At 62.6% G+C, this 18,258-nt stretch carries 14 protein-coding genes, 1 tRNA gene and 1 pseudogene; 8 read left to right on the forward strand and 8 right to left on the reverse strand.

Annotated elements, in window-relative coordinates:
- The first annotated feature begins 39 nt into the window (after positions 1-39).
- A complete protein-coding gene (locus tag CWO91_RS07985; RefSeq protein ID WP_130212979.1) occupies positions 40-1,206 on the forward strand; it encodes a serine hydrolase in 1,167 nt (388 codons plus the stop codon).
- Between the two features lie 111 nt (positions 1,207-1,317).
- Here CWO91_RS07985 and CWO91_RS07990 read toward each other — a convergent pair whose 3' ends face one another.
- Positions 1,318-4,692, reverse strand: a complete 3,375-nt coding sequence (locus tag CWO91_RS07990) for a PAS domain-containing sensor histidine kinase (RefSeq protein ID WP_130212980.1) — start codon at positions 4,690-4,692, stop codon at positions 1,318-1,320.
- Positions 4,693-5,282: 590 nt separating this feature from the next.
- Between CWO91_RS07990 and CWO91_RS07995 the strand changes: the two genes are divergently transcribed.
- The 4 genes from CWO91_RS07995 (at position 5,283) to CWO91_RS08010 (ending at position 8,019) form a co-directional block, all read left to right on the forward strand.
- Positions 5,283-5,717 (forward strand): phasin, encoded by a 435-nt coding sequence (locus CWO91_RS07995; RefSeq protein ID WP_130212981.1) that lies wholly within the window; start codon positions 5,283-5,285, stop codon positions 5,715-5,717.
- Between the two features lie 346 nt (positions 5,718-6,063).
- Positions 6,064-6,140: transfer RNA gene (locus CWO91_RS08000), tRNA-His, on the forward strand.
- Positions 6,141-6,222: 82 nt separating this feature from the next.
- Entirely contained in the window at positions 6,223-7,113 is an 891-nt protein-coding gene (locus tag CWO91_RS08005) for a hypothetical protein (protein ID WP_130212982.1), read from the forward strand.
- Positions 7,114-7,395: 282 nt separating this feature from the next.
- Complete coding sequence (locus tag CWO91_RS08010) at positions 7,396-8,019, forward strand: imm11 family protein (protein WP_130212983.1); 624 nt, start codon at positions 7,396-7,398, stop codon at positions 8,017-8,019.
- A gap of 586 nt (positions 8,020-8,605) precedes the next feature.
- On the opposite strand, the gene CWO91_RS08020 is transcribed toward CWO91_RS08010, so the two are convergent.
- Both CWO91_RS08020 and CWO91_RS08030 read right to left on the reverse strand, forming a co-directional pair.
- Positions 8,606-9,421: a hypothetical protein gene (locus CWO91_RS08020; RefSeq protein ID WP_130212984.1), complete on the reverse strand. Its 816-nt coding sequence runs from the start codon at positions 9,419-9,421 to the stop codon at positions 8,606-8,608.
- A gap of 676 nt (positions 9,422-10,097) precedes the next feature.
- Positions 10,098-11,024 (reverse strand): AEC family transporter, encoded by a 927-nt coding sequence (locus CWO91_RS08030; RefSeq protein WP_130212986.1) that lies wholly within the window; start codon positions 11,022-11,024, stop codon positions 10,098-10,100.
- 388 nt (positions 11,025-11,412) lie between these two features.
- Here CWO91_RS08030 and CWO91_RS08035 point away from each other — a divergent pair, with 388 nt between their 5' ends.
- Together CWO91_RS08035 and CWO91_RS08040 are read left to right on the forward strand one after the other, a co-directional pair.
- Positions 11,413-11,772 carry a hypothetical protein gene (locus CWO91_RS08035; RefSeq protein WP_130212987.1) on the forward strand — a complete coding sequence of 120 codons (360 nt, stop codon included), beginning with the start codon at positions 11,413-11,415 and terminating at the stop codon, positions 11,770-11,772.
- 361 nt (positions 11,773-12,133) lie between these two features.
- Positions 12,134-12,811: a ParA family protein gene (locus tag CWO91_RS08040; RefSeq protein WP_091886574.1), complete on the forward strand. Its 678-nt coding sequence runs from the start codon at positions 12,134-12,136 to the stop codon at positions 12,809-12,811.
- Positions 12,812-12,888: 77 nt separating this feature from the next.
- On the opposite strand, the gene CWO91_RS08045 is transcribed toward CWO91_RS08040, so the two are convergent.
- The 4 genes and pseudogenes from CWO91_RS08045 to trxB all read right to left on the reverse strand — a co-directional run bounded on the left by CWO91_RS08045 (position 12,889) and on the right by trxB (position 16,708).
- Positions 12,889-13,035, reverse strand: a complete 147-nt coding sequence (locus CWO91_RS08045) for a hypothetical protein (RefSeq protein WP_165405294.1) — start codon at positions 13,033-13,035, stop codon at positions 12,889-12,891.
- A gap of 425 nt (positions 13,036-13,460) precedes the next feature.
- Positions 13,461-14,369, reverse strand: a pseudogene (locus CWO91_RS08050) (4-hydroxy-tetrahydrodipicolinate synthase family protein).
- Between the two features lie 445 nt (positions 14,370-14,814).
- Entirely contained in the window at positions 14,815-15,738 is a 924-nt protein-coding gene (locus CWO91_RS08055) for a LysR family transcriptional regulator (RefSeq protein WP_027575284.1), read from the reverse strand.
- Between the two features lie 4 nt (positions 15,739-15,742).
- Complete coding sequence (gene trxB, locus CWO91_RS08060) at positions 15,743-16,708, reverse strand: thioredoxin-disulfide reductase (protein ID WP_130212988.1); 966 nt, start codon at positions 16,706-16,708, stop codon at positions 15,743-15,745.
- Positions 16,709-16,973: 265 nt separating this feature from the next.
- On the opposite strand from trxB, the gene CWO91_RS08065 reads away from it, so the two are divergent.
- Complete coding sequence (locus tag CWO91_RS08065) at positions 16,974-17,453, forward strand: Lrp/AsnC family transcriptional regulator (protein WP_091886563.1); 480 nt, start codon at positions 16,974-16,976, stop codon at positions 17,451-17,453.
- A gap of 234 nt (positions 17,454-17,687) precedes the next feature.
- Here the strand turns inward: CWO91_RS08065 and greA are convergent, their stop codons facing one another.
- A complete protein-coding gene (gene greA / locus CWO91_RS08070; RefSeq protein WP_027525218.1) occupies positions 17,688-18,161 on the reverse strand; it encodes a transcription elongation factor GreA in 474 nt (157 codons plus the stop codon).
- Positions 18,162-18,258 lie beyond the last annotated feature (97 nt).

Consider the following 18,258-nt stretch of genomic DNA (forward strand, 5'->3'; position numbering starts at 1 on the left):
GCTTGCTTGCGATGCAGCTTGTAATGGGGAGGGGCGCAAATGGCCTTTTCGGACCCGAGCTCGGCGATCCAAAACATCATAGACGCGGCCGTCAGCGATTACATGGGGATGGCGGTCTACGTCTTCACGGATTTTGACGGCTCCGGCACCCCCTCCGCAAAGTTCTTCTCTCCCTCTAAGACTGAAGTCTGGGACTCAAACCATGATGTCGTGAGCGCTGCGAAGCTGCCAAATACTCTGTTCGAAATCGGATCCATTTCAAAAGTATTCACATCCAGGATTTTTTACAGTCTTCAAGGCACATATGACGGGAATACGGTTGGGTCCTGCATGCCCTCGATTTCCCTGCCGGCAGCGATCAGCGGGATTCCGGTTGCCGACATCGTCACTTATGCTTCTGGGTTTCCGCAGGACAATGACGAGCCCCCCGATCCGCGGGGACAATTCTGCCCGCCCAGCAACTTGCAGAACCTCGCCGACCTCATCGAATGGTTCAACAGCGGACAGCACTCGTCCTGGATCTGCCCCGCGGGCCACTGCTACACGTATTCAAACCTTGCCTGGTCCCTCCTGGCTATCGTCGGTTTCAACCCGCAGAACCCCTACGTCGACGTCTATGATGAGTACAACGCGCAACTCGCGGTGCTGTGCGCGGATCTGGGCATGAACAACACCGCGTTGTTCATGACGAGCCAAGTTCCCAGCATGGCGTGTGGGTATGACGGGACGCAGCCTTACGACGTGGGTCAGAGCTATAAGCCGGGCCCAACGATGGAGTTCGGCGCCGGAGCGATCGTCAGCTGCGCCTCGGACATGCTTCAATGGCTGCTCTACAACATGGGCCAACTGCAGCCTTCAGCAACGGAATTCGCCATCCTGCAGATGCAGCAGCAGGCCAGCCCGGCCCGCGGCAAATGCGGTACGACGGGCACCTGCCAGGTGCAGACGCAGGGCCCCACGGTCGCAATTGGATGGTTCTTTCCGAAAATCGCCGGCGCGGCGGGACGTGTCCTGTCGAAAGATGGCAGCGTACCGGGCTTCAGCTCGTGGATGGGGTTTGAGAGCTGGGTTCAGAACGGCGCAAACGCTCCGTCGGGCAATGGCGTCATGGTTCTGTCCGCCGGCAGCCTCGCCTCGTCCGTGGGACAGAAAATCATGTCCACTCTTCTGAGCGCCGACGTCGAGGGTGGTTTGTCGTCGAGTTGACCGAAGTCACCGTCGCTGCGGCTCGATGGATTCCGGGCTCGCGCCGAGAGGCGCGCCCCGGAATGACGGCCCGAGCGAGGTCGCGGCTCGCTCGATTCATTGCAATCTCCCTTAAGCCTTCGCCAGCGCCGGCGCGAACACCACTTCGATCAGCGTGCCGGAATTGCCCGCGCTCTTGATGTTGAACTGGGCGCGGTTGGCTTCGACCAGCGCCTTGGTCAACGACAGGCTGAGCGCGGCGCTGTCTGCGGCATCGCCCGGCGGCGGGGTGCGGAACGGCTCCATCGCGGCGGCGACTTCGCGTTCGCTGAGACCATGGCCGGTGTCGCGGATGCGAAGCGCGATCTCGCCGCGATCGGTCAGCGCGGTCGAGACGATGACCTGGCCGCCGGCGCTCGCGAGCCGGATCGAGTTCGAGATCAGGTTCACGGTGATCTGCCGCATCGCGCGCGCATCCACTGTCACCTGCGGCAGCGCGTGCGCCAGCGAGGTGCGGATGATGATACGCTCGCGGTTGGCCTGCGGCTGCATCACCGTAACGCAGGCCTCGACGAGGTCGTTGAGATTGAGGTTGGCGAAGTTGAGGTCGAGCTTGCCGGTCTCGATCCGCGACAGCTCCAAGAGATCGTCGATGATGGCGATGACGCGCTCGCCGGAGGCGCGGATATCCTTCATGTATTCGCCATAGCGCTCGTTGCCGAGCGCGCCGAAACGTTCGGAGATCATCACCTCGGCAAAGCCGATGATGGCGTTGAGCGGGGTGCGGATCTCGTGGCTGATCCGTGCCAGCATGTCGGCCTTGGCCGTCGCTGCGCCGTCGGCGCGGCGGCGGGCCTGCGTCAGCTCGCTCTCGCCCTTCTTGCTTTGGGAGAGATCGCGGAACACGGCGAAGAAGTTCGGCCCGTCCGGCCGCGTGCGGCCCATGATCATCGCGAGCGGAATGACGCCGCCCTTCTTCTCGCGGCCCAGCACCTCGCGGCCGTGGTCGAGCAGGCTCGCAATGCCCTGGCTCTTGAGGCTTTCGAGATAGTCGGCGACGATCTGCTGGCTCTCCGGCGCGAACAGTGTCGACAGATTCTGCTCGAGCAGCGTATCGCCGTCATAGCCGAACAGCGCCTCGGCGCTGCGGTTGCAGGCGTGGATGTTGCCTTCGGCATCGAACATCACGATGCCCTCGGCCGTGGTGTCCAGGATCGCGGCGAGATCCTCGGCGTCGGCATCGCCGGCCGCGGGCTCGAGGTCGGGCGCGTAGGGGAAGGATTCGGGGACAATCGTCTCGGCGATGACGGGCGCAGCGACGATGGGCGCGGCCTGTGGCAGCGCGCAGATCAGCGCATGCGCGCTCTCGCCGTCCCAGTCGATCGTGTGCAGATACGCCTCGGTGGCCGCAAGCGGCTCTTCGCCGTTCGCGATCGCCGCGCTGATGGTCACCGGCGTGCCGCCTTGCGACGTGCTGCTGGCTGCAGAGACGCCCGGCTCGACATAGAGCGCGTCCAGCCCGCCGGCATGCTCCAGCGCGCTCAGGTTGGCATAGCCCATGCGCGCGAGGAAGGCGGGGTTGGCGTAGAGCAGGCGATCGAGACGATAGATCAGGATGCCCGTCGGCAACAGGTCGAGCAGCGCGCGGTCGCGCGCGGTCGCGCCGCGTGCCGGCGGCGCAGGCTCGATCAGCCATTCGGCTGCGGCTTGCGACGCTTCAAGCTCCGGCGCAGGTGGTTCGGGTGTGATCTCCGCGGCCGGCGGCTCGGATGTATCAGCCGCGATCGTCTCGCGGTCACGTTCAAGGCGCTCGGACAATTGCCGGGCGAGCTCGTTGAACGCGCTGTTCTCGACCGGCGTCAGCGTCGGCGAGCGTGCATCGCCATGCGGGCGGAACGGCACGACATTGGGAGGCGTTTCCACTGGCGTTTCCACTGACGTCTCGGGCTCGGTTGGGTGTGAAGTCGCGTCGGGTGTGGGGTCGGGCAGTTCAGCTTCAGGCTCAGGCTCGGGTGCAGGCGGTTCGATGGGCGGAGGCGGCGTCGCGGCCTCGCCCTCGGGCTCGGAGTCCGGCTCGACGACATCGGCGGACAGGCCGCGCTGCGCCGGCACCTCGGCCAGCCGCTCGAAACGCCGGAGCGCTTCGAGCCGGTTGAGACCGTCGAGATCGCGGCAGACGCCGAAGCCCTTGAAGCCCGCGAAATTCCGCTCGCGATCGTAGATCGGCAGGCCCGCGAGCTCGACCGGCAGATGCTCGCCGCCATCGGCGGGCCAGTTCACGGTGATGCCGGCCCAGGTATCGTGGCTTTCCAGCGCCCGCGCAACGCGCCCCTCGGGATCGAGCGCAAATTGTTCGGCGATTTCGCGCCAGGGGCGGCCGAAGCCGGCGGCGGTGTGCGGGCCCATCAGGCGGATGAATTCGTCGGAGAGCAGCACAAAGCGTCCCTCGGCATCCATCTGCCACAGGAAGCGCAGCGGATGCTGATGCGGTGCGGGCGTCTCTGTGTGGCCCGACGGCAGCTCGAACATGGCTGACGTGATCGGCGCGGCCTGCGGCGACACAATGGCCTGGGCGCAGTTTTCAACCGGAGTCTTGGCCGCGGTGGTCTGCCCGGGCACCGGTTCTTGGAAGGCCTCCACGAGCGCTTCGCTCACGGCAGGTTCAGGCGCGGGCGTCATCGTCTCGGCTGTTTCGCTTGCATCGGCCGGCTCTGCGAAAGCATCGAACAATGCGATCCCGACTGGCGCATTCTGCGGTGGCGGCTTGCCCGGCATCCCGGCGTCCTGTTGCGCGACTGAAACCCGTGCTTCGGCGGCGTGCGGCATGCTTTTAGGCGAGGCCGCTGCGCGCGCATCTTGCGCGGGATCGATCAGCGCGACGAGGCCGATATCCGCGCCGGTGCCGACCCGTTGCAGTACCATCTGGCCGATGCCGATCGGCGTCGCGGCGCGGCCGCTAGTGAGCGCTTCGCTGCGGGCCCGGTCGAGGCCGGCCTCAAAGAGATCGCGAAAGCCGAGCAGGGAACGGGCGGCTTCGCTGGCGCCGACGAACATCCCGTCAGGCGCGAACGCGGCCATCGGCACCTTGGCGCCAGCGACGAGACGATGCAGCCGCTCGACCAGCGGCATGGGGCGCAGCGTCGGGTCCATCGCGGCGACGAGCACGCCATGGCCGCCATCGGCAAAGTCGAGCCGCGCGCAGGCGCAGGTCATCAGCATGCCGAGCCGGGCGCCGAAGCCGCGCAGCCGCTCGAGCCGCACATTGCCGTTCGCCGGCAGGCTGCGGGCCAGCCGGGCGACCTGGCGGCGATGGCTGTCCGCCGGGCCGAGCGTCCTGTCCGCCAGCGCCGCGGCATGCGCCGCGCCGAACAGTTTTGCGCCGACCGGATTGGCCCAGAGCACGCGCGTCCCGTCGATCGACCACAGCCAGGCGGGCAGCGGAGAGGTCGCGTGCACGGCCAGCCGGGGATCGCCCACGCCTCGCAACTGGAAATCCGAACTCTTCATCCGACCGGCTTTAAGTCTCGCTTGTCAGCGTGGGGCGGCTGCGCGGGAATGGCAGCCTTAAGAAAGAGTTAGTATCGCCCGCAGGCGCGGGCAGGTCCACGGTCAGGGTCTCTCACATCCAGCCTAAAGCCGCGATAACCTTAATGGTCCCGAACCCGCAAGCCGCAGCCCGCTTGCATCCAAGGGATTCGCGAGGCCGTTCATGCCTCAGCACGTCATTCCGGGGCGCGCGGAGCGCGAGCCCGGAATCCATTCATCGGCGGACTCTGGGGCCCGATGGATTCCGGCCTCCCTCGCTTCGCTCGGGCCCCGGAATGACAGCGGTGGGCACCCCATTTTCCCTCAACCACCGGTTCCCCATCCCTGGAACCTCACCCTCCCCGAGATTAAATTTTCATGACGCATGTTGGATCGCATTGCGATGCACAATGTTGACATGATGCACGGCAATAATGGCGGTGCTGGGCGAGCCATCTCGTTTGTTTCGCGTTTCCAGTCTACGTACCCGCTCAATGCGATGGCCCAAACTCGGGGCCGGCGGGCGCGCCAGAAGGCTCACTCCATTTTTTCAATTTGCGTGAGGGACAACCATGACAGGTGCGACTGATCCGTTTTCTGCCTCGATCATCCCGTTCGAGGTTCCCGAGCAGATGCGTGCGTTCGCCGAAAAGGGCGTGTCGCAGGCCCGCGAGAACTACGCCAAGTTCAAGGACGCCGCCGAGACCCACAACGGCACCGTCGAGGCCGTGTTCACCTCCGCCAGCAAGGGCGCGAGCGAGTACACCGCCAAGCTGGTGGAGTTTATGAAGGCCAACAGCAGCGCCCAGCTGGACTTCGCCCAGCAGCTGTTCGGCGCCAAATCGCCGTCGGAAGCGCTGGAGCTGTGGACCGGCCACGCCCGCAAGCAGCTCGAGACCTTCCAGTCCCAGGCCAAGGAGCTGGTCGAGCTCAGCCAGCGCGTCGCCAATGAGACCGCCGAGCCGATCAAGGCCTCCGCCTCGAAGTACTACCCGCCCGCCGCCTGAGCGGTGAGGCCGGTTTGACTTGAGAAACCCGGGCCGAAAGGCCCGGTTTTTTTTCACCTCGCCCGCTTGCTTTGCGGGAGAGGTCGGCGCGCTCCGGGCGATGCGGAGCATCGTCCCGCGCGCCGGGTGAGGGTTCTCTCCCCGCGGGGAATCTTACCTGCAAGGGAGGGCGCAAACCTTCATGACCGCCATCAAGCCCGATTTCATCGCGTAAAGGATGATTTCCGCTGGTTTTTCGTCCGATTGCGGCCTTGCCAAAAACGCCCGTTGCACCTAGTTTCCGCCCCGTCCAGCCCCCTTAGGTCGCCGGCCTTTTCAGGCCCGCCTTGGAGCGGCTCGCCAGGATGCAGTTGTAGCTCAGTTGGTTAGAGCGCCTGTCTGTGGAACAGGAGGTCGGTGGTTCGAGCCCACCCAACTGTACCACCGTTGCGGATAACTCCGCATTCTCAGCATCTTATTGATACCTCCCGGATTTGTGCCGCCTAAAATACAAAAGGCGTTACAAATGGCATTGCGTATGGTCGCGTTGAACAGAGCCACAGCTGGTCGGTGGTTTGCTCGCAAGGGCATCCCCGAGGACGTCCGCGAGGACTACCAACGGCTCTATGGGCACAAGCGCGAAGCTCACCTCAAGCTTCCGGCCGACACTCCCAAGCACGAAGCCAAGGCGCGCCTCGGAGAGTGGGAGGCCGAGATTGAGACGCGCATCGCCACCCTGCGAGCCCAAAGGAACGGGGAGGGCCAACCACTCACCAAGCTCAACGCAATCGCTCTCGCGGGCCGCTGGTACAACTGGTTCGTGAAGCAGCACGAGGATGATCCAGGGCCGGCGAAGCGTTGGCGAGAAACGGCCAACTACTTCGTGTGGGATGTGCTGCGCGATGAGGCCCCTGACAGTTACGAGGAAGACCCCGGCTCAGACCCGCACTGCGACTGGGAGAAGACGCCCGAAGTTCGTGAGGCGGTCCGGCCGCATGTGGCTGAGCTGGCGCGCACGGCGACTTTCCTTGCCAGCGAAGGGAAGGCACTGAACGACACCGCATACGGATTGTTCGTTGACGCTGTGAGCGACAACCTGTTGCCCGCCTTGTCGGTACTTGAGAGACGGGCGAAAGGTGATTACTCGCCAGATGAGACCCCAAACGCCTTCCCGCCGTTCACAGAAGGGCTCGCGCTTGGCTCATCAGGGGTGAGCTGCTGGGAGCTTTTCGAGGCCTTCGTTCTCGCAACGAAGCCGGCGGACAAGACTGTAAACCGATGGCGGGCAACGCCCGATGAGGAGCTACGCGATGCTCTGACGGGACGGAGCAGCGGGAAGTCCGTGGGCCGCACCTACGGCGCCAAGGGCGATGTTGCAGCGCTGGGGTGCCAAGGTTCTAAAGCGAGCAGTGGATGACATTTCGTATCCCGGTCTGGACGTGTCGCGCGTCCAAACATCAGTTTCTGTGAGGCGCTCGCACGTCACCAAGGGAAACCAATGACCGGCAGGGCCATTCGGCCTTTGCAAGAATTCAGCCCTTGTCGGCTGATGTGGCAGAAGCGGACCCGGACCGAGCAGATCGACAGGTCTGTCTGTGACCCATTGCGGAAATATTTGGAATTTTAGTACTGATCTCAGCTCCGGACGCAACTTGTCGAAATCTTGGTTGCTGCATCAGACGGAAGGCTCGTCGGCAAAATGCCCTACATGTTCGACCCAATCGACTTCAACGGCACGGTCTTTGACCTCGACGAGACGTCGGTGATGGCTAAGGGTTCGATGCGATTTAGTCCCAAGCCTATCCCGGCGTCCTATTTCCCAAAATCTCTCATCTTTAACGCTGCCTCTTCAAGGCTGCCGGACATGTTTCACATGTCGAGAGGCTTCTTTGTTGTCTCCGAGCGGGCGCGGGCAGTGATGGAACACTGGGCGCCCGGTGCGGTCGAATTCATTCCGGTCGCACATCAGGCGCGGCCGAAGGTCGCCGCCACGTTGAAGTTCGACAGCGCCTATTACTTCATCAACATCCTCGGTCGCGCCCAGCGGCTCCTGTGGCGTGAAATGCCGGCCCAAGATTATCAGTCCAAGACTGACGATGGCGCGGAGATTTTCGGGTTGGTGAACGAATTCAGCGAATGGAGGCTTCGCGAACGTGAACCTGGGGAGCCGCTGATCTGGCGGGACGAGGCTTGGCGGGACGGAAACAAGGAATACCGAGGTTGGACCCCAGTTCTCATTGAGGATGTGCTCTGGCGAGAACTTGACGCTAATTTTCCCGATCAGTTGCACGCGCTTCAGATCGGTGAAGGCTACGGCGTGTAGTCAGGCTCGCGCTGTGAAGGTCCGCGTTTGGCCCATAGCGTCCATTTGGTCGCATCAGCGTTTGCGAAGCTCTTGGACGACAAGCGGACGTCCTTGTAAGCAGAGACTAAAGAAATCGGCCGCACCCGAGGGATCCTGATGGAAAACCTTAGGTGCGGCCGACCTATTTATCTACGCCCAAGATGTTGCAACGACGATGCCCCAGTTTCCTTTTGGGTTGGGACGTCGCCACTGGGGCTTAGCCATGAGGTTGAGAGCTACCAACGCATCTCGGTAGCTAGTGTATTTATGCTCCCTGCCTTTTGGGCCAACCCAGTATCCACCGGCTCGGCGGCACGTAATGGGGTCAAATGAAGTACCATCAGATGCGGTTGGAATCCTAATCAACGGGGCTCTCCTCATCGAGCAGAATTGCTCACTAACGCCCCTATAGCGAGCCGCTCACGGATTTCGCGATGAATCGAAAGAAAAATCGTTCTACCGCTGTCTTCCCTCAGTGCCGGATTCTCGTGGAGTTGTGAGAGAAGCACCGATCATCCTCCTAGGCCGGCCAGCAGTCGTCTTCCTCTTGCCCGCTGGTACATCGTCAAGCGGGCAAATCGCTATTCCTGATGTGCGCAGGAATTCCGACGATGTTAGCGATTTTTCGCCAGATCCTGCGAAAGCCGTACTGCGACCATGGTCGGGCCGACGCTTCGTAAATGACAACAGGTCCGCCGGCTGGCTTCTCGCCATAGAATGCAATGGCGTGCCCCAATTCCTCCATAACCATTGGGAGGACCTTTAGATCATGTTCGGTCACTCGCGATCGCTTGCTGGTCATACGCAGGATTAGGTCTTCATCAATCTGCTCCCATCGAAGGCCTCGAATCCACTTACCGTATCTTGGATGTACAATGTCGGATGGATCAGCCTCGTCATTCGGCACCCATTCTCCAAGCACTTCCTTCTGAGTAAGGCGCAGTTCAAATTGAAGAGCTTGCGCGAGCGCGATGGAGAAGTAACCAATTTCCCGAGCTTTGTTCCTGAGCGCGGTGGCTTGATCTGCCGTCATCCTCGCGATGCGTGGAGTAGACCCAGCTTGAACGCGAGCGAGGCTCAGGGCTTCGAAAAGACGCGCGCACTCTCTATCCTCCAGTATCGTCGCGCCAAATCGAAACAACGCGCTTAGACGGCCCGTCAGAGCGGACGCCATCGCCGCCTTGCCGCTAGCAGCCCAATCGCGCTGCCAGGTAACCAATGTGCGGGCACGAATGTCTCTCAGCCGGTGCTCGCCTTTCTCTCTGGCGATTCGCGCCAGCATCCGACGATGCTTGACGCGGACCTCGTGTTTGATCTCATGGAAAGACGAGTCCGGATCGATCTGGTATTCCTTGATCAAAGTCCCGAGCGTCAAGCTCATCGATGAACCTATCCGTTCACAAAGTACGTCCCTAAAATAATTACCACGATCGCTATTGTGCCGACGATACCGAGAACGCCCTCGGCCTTTATCGTAGACCCGAGAAGATGAATTTCCATTCTTTGTCGATGCTGCACGACGAATCTCCCTTCGATCAGACCTAACCGTTGTGCTTGATCTCCTGGAGAAGACAATCGAGCGCCTTCGAAATATCCTAATGTCTCGAATTTTCATGCACTTACGAGACTTGGCGTCAGGTTGTCGCTCTCTGCGAAAGAGCGACAACCTGCTTTTTTGCAAAATGCTTTGCTATTAAGTCCAAGCGCTTTCAGCGGAATTTCTGGGCGATGCGGATCGTACTGATTGCCGATCAGCAAGTAATGACTGACACCGACCGGTCGCGCTAACGGATTCAACGGCTTAGACAGGCTGTCGCTCTTTACCAAGGAGCGACAACCTAAAGCCAAAAAGAGCGAGTGGAGGGAAGCGAGCCGCCGCCGGGACGCCAGACAAGGGGCAGCGGCTCGCTTTGCCTGCCGCGGCCGGAAAGGAGAAGGGGCCGCAGGCTGTCGGGGTTTTCTCATGAAGGTCGGACACTCACCGACTTGTCCGCCCCCTCGGTCGACCGCTCCAATCTGGGCGTAGACCCTCGATCAGGAAGTGGCTCGCCCTTACCTTACCCCGCCACCATCACCACCACCGGCAACGTCACCGCCGCCAGCAGCGTCCCCAGCGCCACCGCGCCTGACACCGGGTTCACCAGCCGTTGATACTGAACCGCGAAGATGTACGCGTTGGCGCCGGTCGGCATCGCCGCGAACAGCACGACGACGCCGGCCGCGATCGGCGGCAGGTCGAGCAGTTTGGCCAGCAGATACGCGGCCGCCGGCATCGTCATCAGCTTGAGCGCGCACATCACCAAAATGCTCAGCTTCTCGCCTTTCACCTCGAACCGGAACAGGTTGATGCCGAGCGCGATCAGTGCCGTCGGTGATCCCGCCTGTGCCAGCAGTTCGATCGTCTTGTCGACGACGGGGTTGAGGCCGAGGCCCGTAAAACGCCAGATCACGCCAAAGCCGATCGCCAGCATCAGCGGGTTGCGCGCGAGGTCGGCGAGCACGGGCGAGACCACCGACAGCGCCGAGCCGGTCCGCTTGCGGCTGACAAGCTCCATCTGCAGGATGCCGCAGAGCCAGAGCAGCGGCGTGTTCACCGACAGGATCAGCGCCATCGGGCCTGCGGCCTCATTGCCCAGCGCCGAGAGCGTCAAGGGAATGCCGAGCATCACGATATTGCCGTAGACCGAGCCGATCGCGAACACGACGCCGTCCTCGCGCTCGTCGCGCCGCAGCGCCGAGAGCGCCAGCGCCGCGATCCAGGTGATCGCGAGCGCGCCGTAATAGGCGCCCCACATCCGGTAGGGACTGACGTCGGGGAATTCCGAGACGACGATGGTGCGGAAGAGCAAAGCGGGGATGGCGATGCTGAAGGCGAACTCGCTGATGCCCTTGTGCGCGCTCTCCGAGACGAAGCGAAACAGCACTGCGGCATAGCCGGCGGCAATCAGCGCAAACACCGGCGCGACGATCAGCAATGTGGCCATGCGCCCCTCACCTCACGGGGATCTGGCTGACCACCCCACGCATCCTCGATCATGCCATCATGCCACTGTTTTGCCCGACGCGTCAAATTGATTTCGTAAAATCCGTAAAAGCCAATCCGCAGCTGGACTTGGCTACTGTGCATGGGGTTGTTTTTGCGGTTATTGGTTGGATGGTCGCTGAGGCCTCGGGTCGAGAGCCCGATCTCCACCCACAACTGTCATCCCCCGCGAAGGCGGGGGATGACACCTGGAAGCAGCTCCGTGCCGACACCGGACCGCCCGCCCTGTTGCCGAGACCGCACACGTCCCGGCTTTCGCATCTCCCCTCGGTTGCCAACCAACGCCCGTTCACCCACTATTCCAATCGACTCGACATGTGGGGGGATCGATGCCGCCGTTTCGCTTGAAGAAGTCAAAAGCCTTGGCCGCTACAACCCTCGGGATTGCCCTGGCTGTCCTGGTCCTGCCGCGCGCCGGCTTCGCCTACACCCAGGAAGAGCAGCAGGCCTGCACCCCCGACGCGATGCGGCTGTGCGGCGAGTTCGTTCCGAACGTCGATGCCATCACCGCCTGCATGATCGCGAAGAAGTCGCAGCTCTCGCCGCAGTGTCGGGTGTTCTTCCGGCCGGGACCAGAGCCGGGCGAGGTGCGTGCCGGCAAGCCGACCCACATCGCGCCCAAGACGGCGAAGAAGAGCACCAAACCGGCGGCGAAGGCGAGCAAGAAGAAGAAATCCAGCGAAGGCTGAGTGCGACAGCACTGTCCGCGCCTAAACTTCGCTGCTGCGTTTCCGCCGCCGGACTCGTTTTGTTCACGCGATCGGCGCGCTAGCCTTGCGGCAATGATGAGCGCGCGGGATGGAAAAGAGTCGCGAAGCGATTTGCCCGGCAAGGTTGCATTCCACTTTATCCCGCCTCGCTGCTCAAAAAACGCACGAATGCAGGCGCTTTGCTGCAGTTTTCATCGAGCGTCATACCAGGCAGTGTGACTCAAAAGCCAACACGCCTTGTTATTTCGTGGCGGCAACGCAACTTCCGATAAATTTTTCTTTCACGAATCAGCGCGCTGATTCATTTTCGAGCCACGGGGTCAATCTGGAGGCCGAAGGTATGAACGTTATTGTTTTTGCATCGCGTAAAGGCGGCTCGGGCAAGAGCACCCTGGCTGCACATCTCGCCGCGCAGATCAAGGCGAGCAAGCAGGTCATGCTGGTGGACGCGGATCCGCAAGGCTCGCTCACGCTGTGGCACAAGCTGCGTGGCACCAACGAGCCGCCGATCAAGCCGGCCGTGAACTCCGTCAGCGGCATCGTCTCCGCGGCCAAGCGCGACGGTTATGAATGGGTGTTGATCGACACGCCGCCGAACCTGTCGGCCGTCGTCGACGACGCGATCAGGAACGCGACGATGGTGATCATTCCGGCGCGGCCCGGCGTGTTCGACGTCAACGCGGTGCAGGAAACCATCCAGATGTGCCGCGCCGCGCGCAAGCCCTACGCGGTCGTGCTCAACGGTGCGCCTGCGCGCCGCGACGAGTCCGAAAGTCCGATCGTCACCATCGCGCGCGAGGCGCTGGCGAAATTCCGCGCTCCGGTGTGGGGTGGCCAGATCACCAACCGTTCGGATCTGCTGATGGCGCTCAGCCATGGCGAAGGCGCGCGGGAGTATCAGGCCGAGAGTCGTGCGGCACAGGAAATTGCAAGACTGTGGGCGGCGATCGAGCGTTCAGTGAAGGCTATTCGCGGCACGGCGTCGGCGTCCGGCGCAATGCACAAGCAGGCGGCATAATTTCATCATTCATTTCCCCGGACGAAAACGCGCGGACAAGCCGCGCGTTTTGCGTTTTTCGGGTCTGCTGAAGGAGGCTACGCCACCATCAGCATGTAGAACACGATGACCGGCGACAGGGTGAGGATCACTGACCAGATGCCGGCGGCCCAGAGAATGTCCTCGGTGGTAAAGCTCTGCTGTCCGGCGTCGTAATGCGACGCCATCTCATTATGATTATTCACAAACGCCTCCGCGAGTTCTTCGCTTATGGGCGTCAGTGATACGCGGGATGTTTTAAGATTCCGGGGCGCAGCGAGCTGCACATTTGAACACAGCTGCTACCACGGGTTAACCATCCCCGTGGCGCCGTCAGCCCGCCAGCCAGACGCATATGGATTTCACGAGGACTGTCTGCGGGCTTGCTCCGCCTCTCTCGCTTGCGGGAGAGGCCGACGCGCCCCGGGCGATGCGCAGCATCGTCCCGCGCGCGGCGGGTGAGGGCTCTCGCCACGCAGGGACATCCTCCTCACCTCAACAATCCCGACGCGGAGACACCCCCACCCCAGCCCTCCCCCGCAAGCGGGAGAAGGAGCCCAGTGCCGATGCCGCCGCATCGTGCACACCATATGCGATAGCCCTGCCCCTCCAGGGGAGGGTAAATGAAGCCCTACGCTGCGACTTTCATCCGTCGCTCGATCTCGCGATCGATCGTTGCGGCGAGCTCGCTGCTCACTTCCACCATCGGCAGACGCACTTCGGGGCTGTCGATCAGGCCGCTGCGCCACAGCCAGTACTTCGCCGGTGCGGGGCTTGGTTCGGCGAACAACAGGCGCGTCAGCTCGGCGACCTCCTGCCAGCGCGCCTGCGCGGCGTCATGGTTGCCGCGCTTGAGCTCGGCATACACAGCTGCAAATGCCACGGTCTCGACATGGGCGGACAGTACGATGCCGCCGTCGGCGCCGTCGGTGAGCGCCTCGAAATAGTTCGCGTCCTCGCCGGTGAGCACGCGAAAATCCTTCGGCCTATCGCGCAGCAGCGCGATCGATTGCTCGCGGCTCGCGCCGCAATCCTTGAGGCCAATGATGTTCTTGTGTTCGGCGAGCCGCAGCAGCGTCTGGTTGGTGATGTTCACCGAGGTGCGATAGGGAATGTTGTAGAGCGCAATCGGCTAGGCGGCGTGATCGGCGAGCGCCTCGAAATGCGCCAGCAGCCCGCGCTGCGACGGCCGCACGTAATAGGGGCTCGCGATCAGATAGCCGTCGATCGGCCAGTCCGCGGTTTCATCGAGGCGATCCTTCAGCCGCGAGGTGTCCGCGCCTGACAGTCCGAGGCAGATCGGCAAGGTGCGGCGGCCCGCCGCGATCTCGTCGCGGACGATGGCGACGAGGCGCTCGAGTTCAGCCTCGCGCAGCGTCATGCCTTCACCCGAGCTCGCCCCCAGGATGAAGCCGTCGACGGCCTGTGTGCCGTAGTGCCGCGTCAGCCGCCGCAATGACGGCTCGTCGAGACGGCCATCGCGAAATGGCGTCACCAGCGGCAGCCACAACCCATGCAATTGGTCTCGTAGTCCGGTCATGTTTCCATCTCCTTCTCGGAAAAAACCTGAGACGGAGGGCACATGAAAAAACCCCGTCCAGGCGGCGGGGTTTTCGGGATCAGCTCGCGATGACGAAGTCAGCCTAGCGCGCGCAACATTCCGAGGTCCCCGGATGGGGCCCTTTTTTCGAAACGAGTGCGCACGACTTCGTGATCATGTGCAAATGATGCGAGGTATGCCTGGAACTGTCAATACACGCGGAAGGCGAGGCACCATTTTGACGAAAAAAAGCCGGACCCGAAGGCCCGGCTTAGGTATTGGCCACGTGAGGCCGACACAATCACCTTCCAAGAGGGATTACTGAACTCCCGCGCCACTGGAGGAGGGGGACAAATGCGCAACGCGAAGGCTCAGCGTGCAAACAGTATGAGCTTGACGAGCGCCCTGCAGCAACAGCCGAGGCCGCATGTCAGTCATGCGGAAATCAGGACGGCCAGCGCTGCGCCTTGCTCACGACGAAGTCGCGGAACACCTGCACGCGTGCGACCGTCTTCAACTCCTCGGGATAGACGAAATAGGTATCGAGCTGGATCGAATCCGATTCACCGAACAGCTGCACGAGCTTGCTCTGCTCCTCGACGAGGTAGTCGGGCAGAGCCGCGATGCCGAGGCCCTGCTGGCAGGCGCGCACGAGACCGAGGATGTTGTTGACCTTGAAATAGGCTTCGCGCGGACCCGACCCGTTGCGACCGGCTTCGACCAGCCAGTTGCGGTTCTGCAGATGCGGCGCGAAGTTGCCGTCGGCAAGCGTGATGATGCGGTGGGAGTCGAGCTCCTCCAGCGTGCGCGGCGTGCCGAAGCGTTTGATGTATTCCGGCGAGCAATAGGCGTGAAAGCCCATCGCGAACAGCTTGCGCTGGATAAGATCGGGCTGCGTCGGCTTGCGGGTGCGGATCGCGACGTCGGCCTCGCGCATCGACAGGTCGAGCTCCTCATCGGTGACGATCAGCGAGATCCGGATCTCGGGATAGAGCGCAGTGAACTCGCCGAGCCGCGGGATCAGCCAGTTGATGCCGACGCCCGGCGTGGTTGTGATCTTGAGGTCGCCGCTCGGCCGCTCGCGGCTGTCGGTCAGCTTGGCGCGCGCCGCCTGCAGCTGCATGAATACGTCATGCGCAGTGCGGAACAGCAGGTCGCCCTGCTCGGTGAGGATCAGGCCGCGGGCGTGGCGGTGGAACAGCGAGACCGAGAGCTCCTGCTCCAGTGCCGAGACCTGGCGTGACACCGCCGATTGCGACAGGCCGAGCTGCTCGCCCGCATGCGTGAAGCTGCCCGCTTCCGCCGCCGCGTGAAACACCTTCAGCTTGTCCCAGTCCATATCCGTAAATCCGTCGCGTGTTCGGGGCATGATTCTATTCCGCTGCGGCGCGCTCGCTGGCGCGCAGGGCCAAGAAACGTTCGGCTTCGAGTGCTGCCATGCAGCCGAGGCCGGCGGCCGTCACGGCCTGGCGATAAGTTTCGTCGGCGACGTCGCCGGCGGCAAACAGGCCGGGCACCGAGGTGGCGGTCGAGTTCGGGGCGACCTCGACATAGCCCGACGGTTTGAGCTTGACCTGGCCCTTGACGAGCTCGGTCGCCGGCGCGTGGCCGATGGCGATGAAGATGCCGTCGGTCTTCACGTCCCTGAGCGCGCCGGTCTTGACGTTCCTGAGGCGCACATGGGTGACCTTGTTCGGGTTCTCGGTGCCGCAGATCTCGTCGACAGCAGAGTCCCAGACCACCTTGATCTTCGGGTGGTTGAACAAACGCTCCTGCAGGATGCGCTCGGCGCGGAAGTGATCGCGACGATGCACGATGGTGACCTGCGAGGCATGGTTGGTGAGGTACAGGGCTTCCTCGACCGCGCTGTTGCCGCCGCCGACCACCACGACCTCCTTGTTGCGGTAGAAGAAGCCGTCGCAGGTGGCGCAGGCCGAGACGCCACCGCCCTGGAATTTCCCTTCGGACGGCAGCCCGAGCCAGCGCGCCTGGGCACCGGTGGCGAGGATGACGGTGTCGGCGAGATAGACGTCGCCGCTGTCGCAGGTGAGGCGGAACGGCCGCTGCGCAGTCTCCAGCTTGGTGACCAGGTCGGTGACGATCTTGGTGCCGACATGGACCGCCTGCTTCTCCATCTGCTCCATCAGCCAGGGGCCCTGGATCACGTCGGCGAAGCCCGGATAGTTCTCGACGTCGGTGGTGATAGTGAGCTGGCCGCCCGGCTGGATGCCCTGGATCAGGATCGGCTCGAGCATCGCACGCGCGGCGTAGATCGCCGCCGTGTAACCGGCAGGGCCGGAGCCAATGATGATGACCTTTGCATGAACAGGAGCGGACATTTCGATGGACGCCTTTCACGGGGGATTTGCAGCGCGGGCGCGGAACGTGCCGGGAGGCCTCGCGGAGGCGCTGAAATATCAGAGCTAATCTAAGCGTTCTGGTGAGCTATGCAAGAATTGCATTCCCTCTCGGCGGATTTTTCCAACAAGGAACAAAAGTCGATTGCGCTGCACGCGCAATAAAATTGCGCTGTGCGCGTGGACTAGGTATGAGGATTGCGACAAACCCACCAATACCGCCGCAAAGGGCAGGAGTTCCAATCACGTGTCGCGGAACCTAGACGAGATCGACCTGAAGATTCTCACCGAGATTCAGGCCGACGGTCGAATCACGAATGTCGAACTGGCCAAGCGCGTCGGCATCTCGCCGCCGCCCTGCCTGCGCCGCGTCCGGGCGCTGGAGGAGGAGGGCTACATCCACGGCTATCGGGGCCTTCTGGACGCCCGCAAGCTCGGCTTCGACGTCACCGTGTTCGCCGCCGTGCACCTGTCCAGCCAGGCCGAGACGGACTTGCGCGCCTTCGAGGAATTCGTCCGCGCCGAGCCCTTGGTGCGGGAATGTTGGATGCTGTCGGGCGAGGTCGATTTCATCCTGAAATGCGTCGCCCCCGACATGGCGACCTTCCAGGATTTCGTCACCCACCTGACCGCAGCGCCCCATGTCCGCAACGTGCGCACATCGCTAGTGCTGCATAATTCGAAATACGAGGCGGCAGTGCCGCTGGACGTGAAGGGTCGGAGGTAGCGCCTGCTCCGTCATTGCGAGCCAACGGGTCCGCGCGAAGCGCGGCCCGATGACAGGCTCCGCGAAGCAATCCAGAGTCTTTCCGCGGAGGCAGCCTGGATTGCTTCGCTCCGCTCGCAATGACGAGTGGAGAGAGCGCGAATTCATCTCGGGCATTGAGCAACGCGCAGACACAAAAAAGGCCGTGCAGTGCGCGGCCTTTTTCGAAACGTTGTCACAGGCAACGGCAAATCCTTACCGCCACTCCACCTTGGTGATCTCATACGCCTTGGCGCCGCCCGGCGTGTTGACCTCGACGGAAGCGCCCTTCTTCTTGCCGATCAGCGCGCGGGCGAGCGGCGAGGTGATGGAGATGCGGCCCTTCTTGGCGTCGGCCTCGACCTCGCCGACGATCTGCCACACCGTCTTCTTCTCGGTGTCCTCGTCGACCAGCGTCACGGTGGCGCCGAACTTGATGGTGTCACCGGAGAGTTTCGAGATGTCGATGATGTCGGCGCGCGCAAGCTTGTCCTCGAGTTCGGCGATGCGGCCTTCATTGTGGGACTGCTCTTCCTTCGCGGCATGATATTCCGCGTTCTCCGACAGGTCTCCGTGCGAGCGCGCCTCCGCGATATGCTCGATGATCCGCGGACGATCCACGGACTGGCGATGCTTCAATTCTTCTCCCAGCGCGGCAAATCCGGCCGAAGTCATCGGAACCTTTTCCATCTTCTCTCTCGTCCTTCGGTCGCGCGCCCCAGAACATGAATGAGCGCCCAACCTTGATTCGTCGGTCTTTCCGGGGCTCGACACGCGGGCCGCCGGA

This window comes from Bradyrhizobium genosp. SA-3, assembly GCF_004212635.1.
In the GTDB taxonomy this organism is placed as follows: Bacteria; Pseudomonadota; Alphaproteobacteria; order Rhizobiales; family Xanthobacteraceae; genus Bradyrhizobium.